11 protein-coding genes are annotated in these 13,393 nt (G+C 72.1%); 8 read left to right on the forward strand and 3 right to left on the reverse strand.

The features are described from left to right. The first annotated feature begins 493 nt into the window (after positions 1 to 493). The 8 genes from hemA (at position 494) to ACZ3TI_RS38850 (ending at position 10,401) form a co-directional block, all read left to right on the forward strand. Positions 494 to 1,738: a 5-aminolevulinate synthase gene (gene hemA, locus ACZ3TI_RS38815; RefSeq protein ID WP_465734961.1), complete on the forward strand. Its 1,245-nt coding sequence runs from the start codon at positions 494 to 496 to the stop codon at positions 1,736 to 1,738. Then, positions 1,735 to 2,613, forward strand: coding sequence for a TauD/TfdA dioxygenase family protein (locus ACZ3TI_RS38820; RefSeq protein ID WP_465734963.1), 879 nt, complete (start codon positions 1,735 to 1,737; stop codon positions 2,611 to 2,613). Before hemA ends, ACZ3TI_RS38820 begins: the two co-directional genes overlap by 4 nt. Beyond that, entirely contained in the window at positions 2,610 to 3,569 is a 960-nt protein-coding gene (locus ACZ3TI_RS38825; protein WP_465734965.1) for a 3-oxoacyl-ACP synthase III family protein, read from the forward strand. The genes ACZ3TI_RS38820 and ACZ3TI_RS38825 overlap by 4 nt, the downstream gene beginning before the upstream one ends. 11 nt (positions 3,570 to 3,580) lie before the next feature. Beyond that, positions 3,581 to 4,789, forward strand: a complete 1,209-nt coding sequence (locus tag ACZ3TI_RS38830; protein WP_465734967.1) for an ATP-grasp domain-containing protein — start codon at positions 3,581 to 3,583, stop codon at positions 4,787 to 4,789. After that, a complete protein-coding gene (locus tag ACZ3TI_RS38835) occupies positions 4,786 to 6,720 on the forward strand; it encodes a phenylacetate--CoA ligase family protein (RefSeq protein ID WP_465734969.1) in 1,935 nt (644 codons plus the stop codon). The genes ACZ3TI_RS38830 and ACZ3TI_RS38835 overlap by 4 nt, the downstream gene beginning before the upstream one ends. Further along, complete coding sequence (locus ACZ3TI_RS38840; RefSeq protein ID WP_465734971.1) at positions 6,717 to 8,066, forward strand: hypothetical protein; 1,350 nt, start codon at positions 6,717 to 6,719, stop codon at positions 8,064 to 8,066. The genes ACZ3TI_RS38835 and ACZ3TI_RS38840 overlap by 4 nt, the downstream gene beginning before the upstream one ends. 73 nt (positions 8,067 to 8,139) lie before the next feature. After that, complete coding sequence (locus ACZ3TI_RS38845) at positions 8,140 to 9,144, forward strand: zinc-binding dehydrogenase (RefSeq protein ID WP_465734973.1); 1,005 nt, start codon at positions 8,140 to 8,142, stop codon at positions 9,142 to 9,144. Positions 9,145 to 9,147: 3 nt separating this feature from the next. Next, positions 9,148 to 10,401, forward strand: a complete 1,254-nt coding sequence (locus tag ACZ3TI_RS38850; RefSeq protein ID WP_465734975.1) for an MFS transporter — start codon at positions 9,148 to 9,150, stop codon at positions 10,399 to 10,401. Between the two features lie 138 nt (positions 10,402 to 10,539). On the opposite strand, the gene ACZ3TI_RS38855 is transcribed toward ACZ3TI_RS38850, so the two are convergent. The 3 genes from ACZ3TI_RS38855 to ACZ3TI_RS38865 all read right to left on the reverse strand — a co-directional run. Then, on the reverse strand, positions 10,540 to 11,358 hold the full coding sequence (locus ACZ3TI_RS38855; protein WP_465734977.1) for a DUF4436 family protein: 819 nt from the start codon (positions 11,356 to 11,358) through the stop codon (positions 10,540 to 10,542). A 444-nt stretch (positions 11,359 to 11,802) separates the two neighbouring features. Continuing rightward, positions 11,803 to 12,036: an MbtH family protein gene (locus tag ACZ3TI_RS38860; protein ID WP_465734979.1), complete on the reverse strand. Its 234-nt coding sequence runs from the start codon at positions 12,034 to 12,036 to the stop codon at positions 11,803 to 11,805. Between the two features lie 35 nt (positions 12,037 to 12,071). Continuing rightward, on the reverse strand, positions 12,072 to 13,393 hold a 1,322-nt coding region (locus ACZ3TI_RS38865; RefSeq protein WP_465734981.1), incomplete at its 5' end, for an alpha/beta fold hydrolase.

The raw sequence follows: 13,393 nt of genomic DNA on the forward strand, positions 1-13,393 counted from the left end.
CCCCTATGCGCGAACCGCACGACCACCGGCATTCTATGGCCGCAGTGGATCTACGGGCCGGGATCCACCGCACTTTGCCCGGATTTGACATGCCGCAACCCGGGGGGCGGGCCGGGGAATTGTGCGCCACCGCCGAACGGTCCCACGGCAATTCCGGCATATCGGCCGGAATGCCGGGGGTGACCGGGTCAAGAGGTCTATCTTCGCGACCTGTGTGCCGCAACCTGCCGCAAAGTCAAAAGTGTGAGGCTGCAGGGATTTTGAGCCCATTCGTGCACCGCCCGACCGGTGTTACCTGGCGTTACAATACGAGCTTTTTCCGGCCTCGATCCCCCCGCCGGGATCGCAGCCGGGATCGCGTCCGAGAGTCGTGCGGTACCGCGTCCGGGAGCGGTACGGGAACGGATCGGGAAGCGTCCCCGGCACTCTTTTGGTCGGCGATGCCGCGGCTGCACGCCGCCTCGGACGCATCGCACTTGCCAGCGGAGAATCAATGACTGCCGAGATCCTGGAAACACCGACAGACGCGTCGATCCTGGACCCACTGCGGTTCCGGCTCGACGAACTCAAGGCCGACCGGCTGTACCGGGACTTCCTCCCGGTCGCCCATCAAGCAGCCCAACCCGGCCACACCTGGCACAACGACCGCCTGGTGCAGGTCTGGTGCAGCAACGACTACCTGGGCCTCAGCCAGCACCCGGAGGCCATCACCGCGCAGCAGGCCTCGGTCGCGCAGCACGGCACCGGCACCGGCGGGTCGCGCAACATCGCCGGCACCAGCGTGGCGCACGTCGAGCTGGAGCGCCGGGTGGCCGAGTGGCACGGAAAGGAGCGTGCCCTCGTCTTCTCCAGCGGGTACGTCGCCAACTTCGAGTCGCTCAGCACCCTGATCGCCGCCACGCCCGGCATGGTGGTGTTCTCGGACGCGCTCAACCACCGGTCGCTGATCGAGGGCATCATCCGCTCCGGCGCGCCCAAGCAGGTGTTCGCGCACAACGACCTGGACGACCTGCGCGCCCGGCTGGAGGCGACCCCCGCCCACTTGCCGAAGCTCATCGTGTTCGAGTCCGTGTACTCCATGGACGGCGACACCTCGCCGCTGTCGGAGATCCTCGACCTCGCCGAGGAGTTCCACGCGCTGACCTGGCTCGACGAGACCCACTCAATCGGGGTGCGCGGTGCCACCGGCGCCGGCCTCAGCGAGGAGCTCGGCGACCACCGCGCCACCTTCGTGCAGGGCGTCTTCGGCAAGTCCTTGGGAACGGTGGGCGGTTACGTGGCCGGCCCGGACGTCGCCCTGGACTACATCCGGTCGCAGGCGCCCGGGTTCATCTTCACCACGGCGCTGCCGCAGGCTTCCATGGACGCCACCCTCTGCACCCTGGACATCGTCCAGAAGGGCATCGAGCTCCGCGCCGAACTGGACGCCAAGGTCGCCCTGCTGAAGGCCGAACTGCGCGTGCGCGGCATCGAGTTCCTCGACGCCGACAGCCACCTCGTCCCGGTGATGGTGCGCGGAGCCGAGCGGGTCCGCGAGGTGGCCACGATGCTGCTCGAGCAGCACGACATCTACGTCCAGCCGATCAACTACCCCTCGGTCGCCAAGGGCAGCGAGCGCTACCGCGTGACGGTCGCCCCGTTCCGGACGCCGGAGCAGATCGCCCGTTTCGCCGAGTCGCTGCACCACTGCCTGCAGGCCTTCGCCCCCTCGACCCCGACCACGGAGGAATCCCGATGACCGCCAAGAAGCAGAGCACCCCGTTCGTCGGCGTGGAGTTCACCGACGTCACCTACGACGACCTGCAGGACCAGGCCCTGTGGGAGGAGCTGGTCGGGGCGCTGCACGCGCACGACGTGGTCGTGGTGCGCTCCATCGACCTGACGCCCGAGCAGCAGATCGAGCTCGCCAAGCGGCTGGGCCGCCCGGTGCCGTTCGTCATCGGCAAGTACCGGCACCCGGAGTTCGAGGAGATCATGATCTCCTCCAACGAGCAGAAGGACGGCAAGCCGGTCGGCGTCGCCCGGGTCGGCAACTTCTGGCACCAGGACTCCACCTTCGTCGCCGACCCCGCGCCGTTCACCATGCTGCACGGCGTCAACGTGCCCTCCACCAGCGGGCACACCAAGTTCGCCAGCGCCGCGGACGTGTACGACCGCCTCCCGGAGGAGTGGAAGGCCAAGCTCGCCGACCGCATCGGCAACCACACCGTGAGCAAGCGGCTGCGCATCCGTCCGGAGCACGTGGGCCTGTCCGTGGCCGAGTTCCGGGCCCAGGCCGACTACGAGCACCCGCCGGTCCAGCACCCCGTGATCGCCAAGGACGAGACCACCGGCCGCTCCTACGTCTACGGCAGCCGGGAGTACATGGCCGGCGTCGAGGGCTTCGACCCGAACGAGAACGAGGCCTTCTTCGCACTGCTGGACGACCTGATCACGGACGAGAGCCACGTCTACACCCACGTGTGGACGCCGCAGGACCTGGTCATCTGGAAGACCCGCACGACCTACCACATCGCGACCGAGGTCGAGCCGGGCGTCGGGCGCACCGTGCACCGCGTCAGCATCGAGGTGGCGGGCGGCGACGCGAAGCCGGTCGAAGAGCGGGTGCAGTGAGCGCCATCGCGGACTTCGCGGTCCGGTACCCCGAGGGGCGGGTCGACGTGCACGACCTGCACGCCGCCTCCGGGGTGCCGCTGGCCGACATCCGGGCCGTCACCCACGCCGAGGGGTTCCCCGGGCTGGGTGAGGGGGAGGCCTCCTGGGAGCTGGTGCGGGACGCGGCCCGCGAGGTCCTGGAGCGCACCGGAATCGCACCGGAGGGGATCGGCACCGTCATCCACGCCGGCTCGGGCGAGTGGGACCACCCGTTCTGGTCGCCGGCGGCCAAGGTCGCGCACGCGCTGGGCATCGAGCGGGCGCACTGCTTCGAGGTCGGCAACTTCTGCAACGCGGGTGCCACCGCGCTGCGGATCGCGGGCGACCGGCTCGACGCGCAGGGCTCAGGCCACGCCCTGGTCCTGATCGGCGACCGGCTGAGCCGACTGGTCGACCGCTCCGACCCCGCCAGCCTGGACCTGTTCAACTTCGGCGACGCGGCGGCCGCGGTGCTGCTCGCCGCCGGGTCCGGGCCCTTCACCCTCGCGTACTCCGCCATGCGCACCGACGGCAGCTGGGCCGACTACTACCGCGGGGAGCACCGCCCCGACGGCGTGGTGATCCGGCAGGAGCCCCACCGGCGCGGACTGGCGGACGCCTACGTCGAGAACTTCAGGTCCCTGGTGGACGAGACCCTGCGGGCGCTCGGGGCCAAGGTCGACGACGTCGCCCACTTCCTGATCAACCACGGCGACCGGTGGATGCACGAGCGGCTGCTGGCCACCCTCGGCCTGCCCGAGGAGAAGTCGGTGTTCGCCTACGACCGGCAGGGCCACATGGGCGGCGCGGACACCCTGATCGCGCTGCGCGAGCTGGTCGACCAGGGCCGGGTGCACGACGGCGACCTCGTCCTGCTGGCGACCAGCGCGATGGGGTTCAGCTGGGGGATCACGGCCCTGGAGTGCCGACTGTGAAGATCCTGGTGATGCATCAGGTCCCGTACCGCAAGATCGACTACCACCTGGGGCTCGACCACGGGGCGCACGACGTCACGTACTTCGGGACGGCCGAGTCGATCGCGGAGATCCCGGAGCCGCTGCGCTGCGGGCGGGTGGTCCTCGACGGCCCGGACGGGCTCGCCGAGCAGATCATCGCCCGCACCCGCCGCGAGGACGGGTGGGAACAGGTGCTGGCCCTCTCGGAGTTCGGGATCCTCGAAGCCGCGGCGATCCGCGAGCACCTCGGCATCCCCGGCCCCGACCGGGCCAGCCTGGAGCTGATCCGCGACAAGGTCGCGATGAAGCAGGCGCTGGTCGACGCCGATGTGCGGCACCCCCGGTTCGTCGCGGCCCCGCCCGCCTCGGGCCGGCTGCCGTGGTCCGGCCGTACGGTCGTCAAGCCGCGGCTGGGCGCCTCCAGCGACGGGGTCACCGTCCACGCCACCGCCGAGGAGGCCGTCGCCCACCACCGCGGCCTGCCCGACCGGGAGGCCTACCAGCTGGAGGAGTACGTCGAGGGCGAACTCCTGCACGCGGACGGGCTGGTGACCGACGGCCGGGTGAGCGATCTGGTGGTCAGCCGGTACGTCGGCAAGCCCGTCGACTTCGCCGCCGGCGCCCCCATCGCGACCGGGCAGCTGCCGCCCGACCCGTGCCACACGGCCTTCACCGAGCAGGTGGTCCGGGCGCTCCGGATCGAGGCCGGGTGCATCCACCTGGAGTTCTTCGAGACGGCCGCCGGGGAGCTGGTGTTCCTGGAGGTGGCGAACCGGCTCGGCGGCGGCGGCATCGTCACCGCCCACCTGCGGCACACCGGGGTCCACCTGGCCCGGCACGAGATCGCGATCCGGCTCGGCCTGCCGCGCCCGGACCGCCTGGCGCCGAGCGGGCGGTACCACGGCTTCGCCATCTTCCCCGGGCACCGGCTGGACCCCGCCCGGCCCTGGCGGACCGAGGTGCCCGAGCACCTGCGCGACCACCCGGCGCTCGACCGGCTGCACCTGCTCGAGAACCCCGGCGCCGAGTCCGAGGGAGGCTCTGCCCGGATCACCTACCAGGAGTGGCAGGTCCCCGCCTTCATCGAGGCCTCGCACCCCGACCCCGTCGAACTCGCCCGCTTCCTCGCCGACTGCACCCGTTCCGTCCGGGTCAGCCAGCCCGAGCCGGCCCACACCCCAGGAGGTCCCAGACCGTGACCGCCACCACCACCCCGACCCGCTCGGCGGCCGAGCCGCCGACCACGAACGCCGGGCCGTACCACCCGACCGACCTGCTGCTGGCCGTCGAACACGTCGAGCGGGCGCTGACGCGCGAGCCCGGTTCGCCGGCGGTGCGGGCGCTCGTCGACGCCGGCGCCGACTTCCTGTTCCGGACGGAGGAGCTGGCCGAAGGGCTGGACGAGCTGTTCGGCGGCGTCAGCCAGTACCCGTGGCGGCCGCTGACGGACAGCGACGACGTGATCGTCTTCTCGCCGGTCGGCACCGTCGTCCTCGACGACCCGGCCGTCCTCGACGGCCCGGCGCCGGACTCCGCCGAGCCGGCCGTCCGCGGCCTGCTGCTGGCCTGGGCGTCCGGGAACGACGTCATCGTCCGCACCGCGCGGCCGCAGTGGTGGCGCACGGTCGAGGACCTGTTGCGGGCCCCGGGCTTCCCGCTGCCCGCCCTGCGGACCGCCGAGCCGGGCGCGTCCTTCCCGGACGCCGTCGCGGTCGACGTCCCGCCGCTGCCGGCGGTCGGCGGCGCGGCACCGGACGCCGCCGTCGACGCCCGGCGCTTCCGGCTCGACTGCACCTCCGGCTGGGCCCAGGGGCTGTCCCGGCGCGAGTACCTGCCGGGCACCACGCTGGCCCGGGCCCGGGCCGCGGCCGCCGAAGGGCTGGACGGCCGGGTGGCGGCGCGCCTGCGCTACCTGGTCGAGCGGGCCCGGCGCGCCCCGTACTACCGGGGGCTCGACCTGCCGCGGGTGACCGACCGCGCCGACCTCCAGCGGCTGCCGATCCTCGACAAGTCCGACCTGGAGCGGCACTCCCTGCCGACCGCTCGCGACCTGTCCAGCGGCGACCGGCCCAGCGGCGAGGTCCTGCGCAGCGGCGCCACCGCCGGCACCCCCCGGTACATCGTCTACTCGCGCGCCGACTGGGCCAACATGATCCGCGAGGCGATCCCGGTGCTGTACGCCCTGGGCCTGCGCCCGGGCGACCGGGTGATCAACACCCTGTTCGGCGGGGAGCTCTACGGCGGGCTGGTGACCAGCCAGAACGAGCTCTCCCGGATGCCGGTGGAGACCTACACCGTCGGCGGCAGCGCGAGCGCGGACCACATCCTGATGCTGGTGCGCAGCTTCGACGCCAACGCCGTGCTGGGCATGCCCGCACTGCTGCTGCCGGTGCTGCGGACCGCCAAGGCCGCCTACCCCGAGCTGCGGATCGAGAAGGTGCTGTACGGCGGCAGCCCGATGATGGAGACCGACAAGCAGTGGCTTCGCGACGAGCTGGGCGCCAAGGTCGTGGCCAGCATCCTCGCCGCCAACGACGGCGCCCAACTCGGCTACCAGTGTTCCGAGATGAGCGGCACGCTGCACCACGTCTGCGACGACTACAACCTGCTGGAGGTGGTCGACGAGCAGGGCCGTACGCTGCCCGACGGCGAGGTCGGCGAACTGCTGGTGACCAGCCTGCAGAAGCTCGAAGGGCCGCTCATCCGCTACCGGATCGGCGACATCGGCCGGATCTTCCGGTACAGCTGCGGCTGCGGCCTCACCGGCCGGGTGCTGGAGTACCTGGGGCGCTCCGACGGGCAGATCAAGGCCCACGCCCAGACCATGCTGTACGCGGACATCGTGACCGAGCTGGCCCCGTTCGAGGTCTCCCAGGTGCAGGTCGAGGTGGCCTCCCGCGACGGGCACGAGTCCATCGTGATCCGGACCGAGTCCGCCCGTCCGCTGGACCCGGCGGTGGTGAAGGCGCACCTGGAGTCGAAGTTCTCGCTCCTCGGCTCCCGGCAGGAGTTCGAGACCGACGAGCTGCTCCTGCACTTCGCTGTGGAGTGCCTCGGCGAGGGCGAGCTGCCGCGCCACCCCGTCAGCGGCAAGGTCCGCGGCGTCATCGACCGAAGGGTGGAGTCGTGATCCCGAAGGAACCCGTGAGCGCGCTGCTCAACGCGGAACTCGCCAAGCCGGACAGCCCGTTGCGGTCGATCGACCCCCGGCGCCACCCCGTCCTCGCCGACCTGCGCCGGGCCCGGTACCTGAGCCGGCCGCTGGTCTACCCCGAGTCGGAGCTGCGCACCTTCGGAGCCGACCTGCTCGGCGCGGTCGAACTGCTGACGACCCTGCCGGCCCGGCTCTTCGACGGCGACGTCGAACGGACCTGCCGGGCGCTCGGCCTGGACCCGCGCAAGGCCGAGCTGGTCGGGGACTTCGACAAGCAGCGCCCGGCGCGCTTCGGCCGGATCGACGCCTACCACGACGGCGAGGCGCTGCGGGTCCTGGAGTTCAACGTCGGCGGATCCGTCGGCGGCCAGGAGTGGGTGGAACCGCTGGCCGACATGTTCTGGGCCGACGACGCGTTCCGCGAGTTCGGGACGGCGCACGGCCTGCACCACCTGCCCCAGACGAAGCTGCTGGCGGGCGCGCTGCGGGAAGCGGCCGCGCAGGTCTGCTCGGGCCGCGACCCGGTCATCGCCATGGTCGAGGGAACGGGCGGCCTGGACCTCTACGCCGAGGGCTCCTGGTACCTGCTGCGGCGCCTGCTGGAGGCCGAGGGGCTCGACTGCCGGATCGGGGAGGTCCACGAGCTGGAGGTGACCGCCTCCGGGGTGCGCTTCCAGGGCCGCCCGGTGGACCTGGTGTACCGGCTGTTCGACCTGGACCAGGTCGTCGACGACGCGGACGCCTGGCGCACCACGGTCCGGCTGCGGGACGCGCACCGGGCCGGGCAGGTGGCGCTGTGGGCCCCGCTGGAGTGCGACCTGACCGACAACAAGCGGTGGCTGGCGTACCTGTCGGACCCCCGGCTGCGCGGCCACATGTCGCAGGACGAACGGGACCTGGTGGACCGGGTGCTGCCGTGGACCCGGGCCCTGGTGCCCGGTGCGGCGGGGCTCGACCAGGTGGTCGCGGACTGCCGCGAGCGCCGCGAGCACCTGATCCTCAAGCCCGACGGCGGCTTCGGCGGCCAGGGCATCACCTGCGGCTGGCTCGTCTCCGACGGGCAGTGGGCGGACGCGCTGCGGCGCGGCGCCGCCGAGGGCGCGGTGGTCCAGCAGCGGGTCGTGCCCCGCGAGGAACGGGTGGTGAACACCGAGACCGGTCTGACGGAGTCCTGGGACGCGTGCCTGGGCCTGTACTGGGTCCCGGGCGGTCTGGGCGGCGGCGGGGGACGGCTCGTGCACTCCGGCGAGCCGGCCGACTCCACCGACCGGCGACTGGCCCCGATGTTCCTCTACCCGGACGAGGGCACCGAGCGCCACTGAGCCCGCCCGACCCCGCTCCCGCTGTTCGACGCCGCTTCTGACGCCCGCCAGCCCACAACCCAGGACGGAGACGATGTCTTCCACATTCCGCGCCGTGCACCAGGTGGCACGCCCCGACGGCGTTCCCGGCGCCGAACACTTCGCCGTCGTGGAGCACCCGCTCCCCGCGGTCGAACCCGGCACCGCCCTGGCGGAGAACGTCTACCTGTCCGTCGACCCGTACATGCGGGAGCTCATGGACGAGGAGTGGCCGCTCCACGAACCGCTGGGGTACGGCCGCGCCATCGGCCGCATCGTCCGCTCCGAGGACCCCGACCTGCGGGTGGGGGACCTGGTGGAGCACGGCGGGGGCTGGAGCACGCACTCCCTGATCCAGCACGGCTACGGACGCGTGGTCCGGCCCGCAGCCGGCGTGGCGACGTCGACGTACCTGTCCGTCCTCGGCGCGACCGGCCTGACCGCCTACGTGGGCGTCCGCGAGATCCTCCGGGTCCAGTCCGGGGAGTCGGTCTACATCTCGGCGGCCGCCGGCGCGGTCGGCGGCGTGGCCGGCCAGATCGCCAAGCTGACCGGCGCCGGGCACGTGGTCGGCAGCGCCGGCTCGGCGGCGAAGGCACGGCACGTCGTGGAGCGGCTCGGCTTCGACGCCGCCTTCGACTACCACGACGGGCCCGTCACCGACCTGCTGGCGAAGGCGGCCCCGAACGGCGTCGACGCCGTGCTGGAGGGCGTCGGCGGCGACCACCTGGAGGCCGCGATCGGCGCCACCAAGGAGTTCGGCCGAATCGCCTGGGTCGGCGCGATCTCCCAGTACAACCACCCCGACCGGCCGCCCGCGGCGCCCCGCAACCTCTACGCCGTGTCGGACCGCAGCATCCACCTGCGCGGCTACCAGGTACGGCACTTCATGCACCTGCGGCAGGAGGCCCAGATCTGGCTGACGCCCCATCTGCAGGCCGGCCGGATCGTCGCCGACGAGCAGGTCGTCGACGGCTTCGAGCACGTCGTGGACGCCTTCCTCGGGGTGCTGCGGGGCGAGAACACCGGCAAGATGCTCGTCCGCGTCGGGGAGGAGTGACCGGTGTTCAAGGCCTTCGCGTCCTACCGAGGACTCCTGGCGCTCCCCGGAGCGCGCACCGTGTTCATCGTCGGGCTGCTCGCCCGCCTCCCGTTCACGGCCGCCTCGATGGCCCTCGCCCTGCACGTCGTCATCGACCTGGACCGCGGCTACGGTTCGGCGGGGCTCGCGGACCTGATGCTGACGGTCGGCGGGGCCCTGGGCGCGCCCCTGCTGGGCCGCTCCCTGGACCGCTTCGGGGTGCGCCCGGTGGTCCTGGTCACCGGCACGGTCGACGCCGTGTTCTGGATCGGCGCGCCCTACCTCAGTTACCCGTGGCTGCTCGCGGCCTCCCTGGTGGCCGGGTTCATGGGGCTCCCGGTGTTCACGGCCATCCGCCGGGCGATCGCCACGAACATCCCCGCCGAGCAGCAGCGGCAGGCGTTCGCCCTCGACGCGATCCTGGTCGAGGTGGTGTTCATGGTCGGACCGGCCGCGGCGGTCGGTGCCATCACCGCCGTCAACGACGCGACCGCGACGATGACCGGCATCGGCGTGCTCTACCTGGGAGCCGGGCTGCTGCTCACCCGGCTCGCCCCGGCCCAGGGGGCCGACGGCGCGGCGGCCGGCCCGAAGGGTGCGACGGCCCCGGAGGCGGGCACGGCGGGGGAGGGGCGCAGCGTCTGGCTCCGCCCGGGCTTCCTGCTGGTCCTGGGCGTCAGCATGGCGGCGAACCTCGTCCTGGCCGGCAGCGAGATCTCGATCACCGCCGTCCTGCGCGGGATCGGCGACACCCAGTGGGCGGGCATCTGCGTCGCGATCTGGTGCGCGGCCTCCATGGTCGGCGGCTTCTGGCACGGCGCCACCAGCCGGCCGTGGCGGCTGCCGCGGCTGATGCTGCTGATGGGGCTCACCATCGCCCCCGTCGGGCTGATCGGCCACGCGGGGTGGATCTGGCTCGCCGTGGCCCTGCTCCCCTCGGGCTTCGTGTGCGCGCCCACCCTCGCCTCGGCATCCGAGGAGGTCACCCGGGCGGTGCCGCCGTCCGTGGTCGGCCAGGCCGCGGGCCTGCAGGGCTCGGCGATGACCATCGGCGCGGCGATCGGCGCGCCGTTGGCCGGAGCCGTCATCGACCACTCCGCACCGGCCTGGGGCTTCGCGGTCACCGGCCTGGTCGGGGCGTCCCTGGCGGCCGCGACGATCGCCTACCAGCACTTCGCCCGGCCGAAGCCCGCCGAGCCGTCCCCCGACGCGGCCGACGCCCCGGCAACGGTCTGACCCCCTCTCCGCGACCAGGCCGCGCCTGCCCCCGCAGGCGCGGCCTCGCCGCGTCGCCACGCGTCTGGCGTGCTCGCCGCGCTTCCGGTGTGCTCAGCCCGCTCGTCCGCGGGCGGGCACGGCGCTCTCCGGCATCGCTCAGCCCGGTGCCGCGTGTCGCTCGACCTGCGCGCCGCGGACGACGATCACCGTCAGCGAGATCGCGATGATCGCCTCGGCCCAGAAGAACGCGGCGTAGTCCAGGACCGAGCCGATCGGGGGGTTGCCGGGCGCCGCGTTGCGCATCCCCACCAGGGCGAACAGGGTGGCGGCCATCCAGCCGAGGGCCGGCCAGACCAGTCCGCGTCGGCGCGAGACGATCATCCAGGCCGCCGTCAGGACCGACAGCGCCAGTCCCCACATCGCCGCGATCATGAACCAGGCGAGGATGAACGTGCTGCGCGAGCGGGTCAGCCGCTCCGGCACCAGGACCGCCCCGTTCTCGACCTGCTCGCCGCTGCTGCGGAGCACGAAGAACGGGTCGGCGTTGACGAGGTTCACCACCACCGGCACCGGGTGTCCGCCGGACGTCGCCTGGAAGCCCACCAGCGACTGGTAGTGGTCGAAGGGGTAGTCCGAGATCCGCCCCTCCAGCAGGTTGAACGGCACGTTCTCGACCACGACCCGCTGTCCGGCGGGGAACTGCAGGACCGCGCGCTCCAGCGAGGTCGTCTCCACCCGCAGCTCGGCGGCGGGCGCGAGCGGGTTGTCGGGCGCGGCCAGCGCGCCCTGCGGCTGGACCAGCACCTTCGCCGCCATCGCCAGCCCGCCCGGGTCCACCCGCTGGACGACCACGTCCAGGTACAGGAAGTCCGTGCCGCCGCTGAGCCCGGTGAACTGCTCGCGGTCGTGGCTGGCGCGCTCGTTGAGGTACAGCGCGATCCCGGCGCCGACGACGGCGGTGATCAGCACCAGCACCGCGACGAGGCGCCACCTGCCCCCACCGCTCCGCGGCCGCGCCGCTGTCCGGGCGACCGGGCGGCGGCGCGGCCGGCGGGCGGACCTGACCCGGAGTCGGGGATGCCGGCCGGTGGCGGTCCGGGACGGCGGGGTGGAGGAGATGGGCACGGAGACGCCTTCGGACCAGGACGGGCACGGCCGGGGAGCTGCGGCACCACCTTCGCGGGAGCCCCTCCGGACGGGCAAGCCGCTACCGCGGCGTTGACCCTCCCGGGCGGCACCGCCGTGCTCCGTCCGGAGTACGCCGGGCGATGCCGGGAGGGAGGTCCGACGCCGAGCGGCCCTCGGCGTCGGGTCGGTGGCCGTCCTGCTGCCGAGTGGTCGTCAGACCCGGCGCAGGGCGCCGTCCGCCCGCCCGCCGGGATGGCCGGCGGACGGACGGGCGGGCGGGTGGAACCGGGATCAGCTGGCGGGGGACGAGGGGGTTGCGCTGCTCATCTCGTCCTGGAGGCTCTTCGGCCGCATGTCGGTCCAGTTGGTCTCGATGAACGACAGGCAGGCGGCGCGCTGCTCGGGGCCGAAGGCGGCCGACCAGCCGTCGGGGATCTCCGCGAACTCCGGCCAGAGGGAGTGCTGACCCTCGGAGTTGGTGAGAACCAGGAAGGATCCCTGCTCGTCGTCAAACGGATTGGCCATTGTTGACTCCTTCTCTTCTTCCCGCCGGAATGGACCTAGCGGGTCTTCTCGATTGCCTGCTGCAGTAGCGGGCCGATCTGAGCCAGAGCTTCCGGCTGCATCATATCCTCATGCTTTGCCGTGATCGAACGGTTCGTCACACCGCCTGTGGCATAAGGCTCCCAGGGGTTGGCGGCCGGGGATGCCGAAGGATCTTCCGCTGCGGCGATGAAGAGTATCGAACCGTCGAATTTCTCCGGCTCGTACCCCTGCATCAGGGCGCGATTGTTCCGTGTGACAGCGAGGATGTTCTCGATCTCCTGTTCGTTGAATTCGCCGTAGAGGCTTCCCTCGGAACGCAGGGCCTCCAGCAGGTCCGCAGGTCGGAGCTCCCGTTCGTCCCGGTCGGACAGGTCCACGCCGAGGGCCTGCAGGAACTCCGACACCAGCTCCGCCTCGGTCGGGTCGGCCGTGGGGTTCGAGATCCTCGGGTAGGCGTCCAGCAGCCCGCAGAAGACGACTTCTTCACCGGACCCCCGAAGCCGGACCGCCATGGCGTGAGCGACCACGCCGCCGAATGACCAGCCGAGCAGGTGATACGGACCGGACGGCTGAATCCTCCGCACCTTCCGGACGTATTCCCTCGCCATCTCGCCGATGGTGCCGGGGAGCTCCTCCCGGCTCCTGATGCCCCGGGCCTGCAGACCGTAGACGGGGCGGTCCGAGTCGATGTGTCCGAGAATTCCGGCATATGGCCAGCTAATTCCCGATCCGGGGTGAATGCAGAAGAGCGGAGCCTCATTTCCGGTCTCGCGGAGGGGGAGAACCATGCCGAATGCGTCCTCGGTCGGGGCGGCACCGCCGAGGCGCTGAGCCATCGACCTGGCAGTCGGGGCCTCGAAGACAGCACGGACAGGGAGGGTGATCTCCAGGACCGAGCTGATCCGGTCGGCGAGCCGGGTCGCGAGGAGCGAGTGCCCGCCGAGGTCGAAGAAGCTGTCCTCGACGCCGACCCGCTCCATCCCGAGGACCTCGGCGAAGAGCGTGCACAGGACGGCTTCGCGTTCGGTGCGGGGGAGGGTGGTGCCGGTGAGGGTGTTGAGGTCGGGGTCGGGCAGGGCCTTGCGGTCGATCTTGCCGTTGGGTGTGAGTGGCAGGCGCTCGAGGACGACGACGATGGAGGGGACCATGTAGTCGGGGAGGGTGTCGGCGAGGGTGCGGCGGATGGCTGTCGGGTCGCAGTCCGGTCCGGTCGGTACGACGTAGCCGACGAGTCGGCGCACGCCTGTGCCGGTGGTGTGTGCGACGGCGACGGCTTGGGTGACGTGGGGGAGTCGGGCGAGTGCGGCTTCGACTTCGCCGAGTTCGATGCGGAAGC

The organism is Kitasatospora sp. NPDC023120 (genome assembly GCF_055560835.1).

Coding starts and splice junctions, on each gene's coding strand:
- hemA (WP_465734961.1), top strand. CDS start 494: ATGACTGCCGAGATCCTGGAAACACCGACAGACGCGTCGATCCTGGAC.
- ACZ3TI_RS38820 (WP_465734963.1), top strand. CDS start 1,735: ATGACCGCCAAGAAGCAGAGCACCCCGTTCGTCGGCGTGGAGTTCACC.
- ACZ3TI_RS38830 (WP_465734967.1), top strand. CDS start 3,581: ATGCATCAGGTCCCGTACCGCAAGATCGACTACCACCTGGGGCTCGAC.
- ACZ3TI_RS38845 (WP_465734973.1), top strand. CDS start 8,140: ATGTCTTCCACATTCCGCGCCGTGCACCAGGTGGCACGCCCCGACGGC.
- ACZ3TI_RS38860 (WP_465734979.1), bottom strand. CDS start 12,036: ATGGCCAATCCGTTTGACGACGAGCAGGGATCCTTCCTGGTTCTCACC.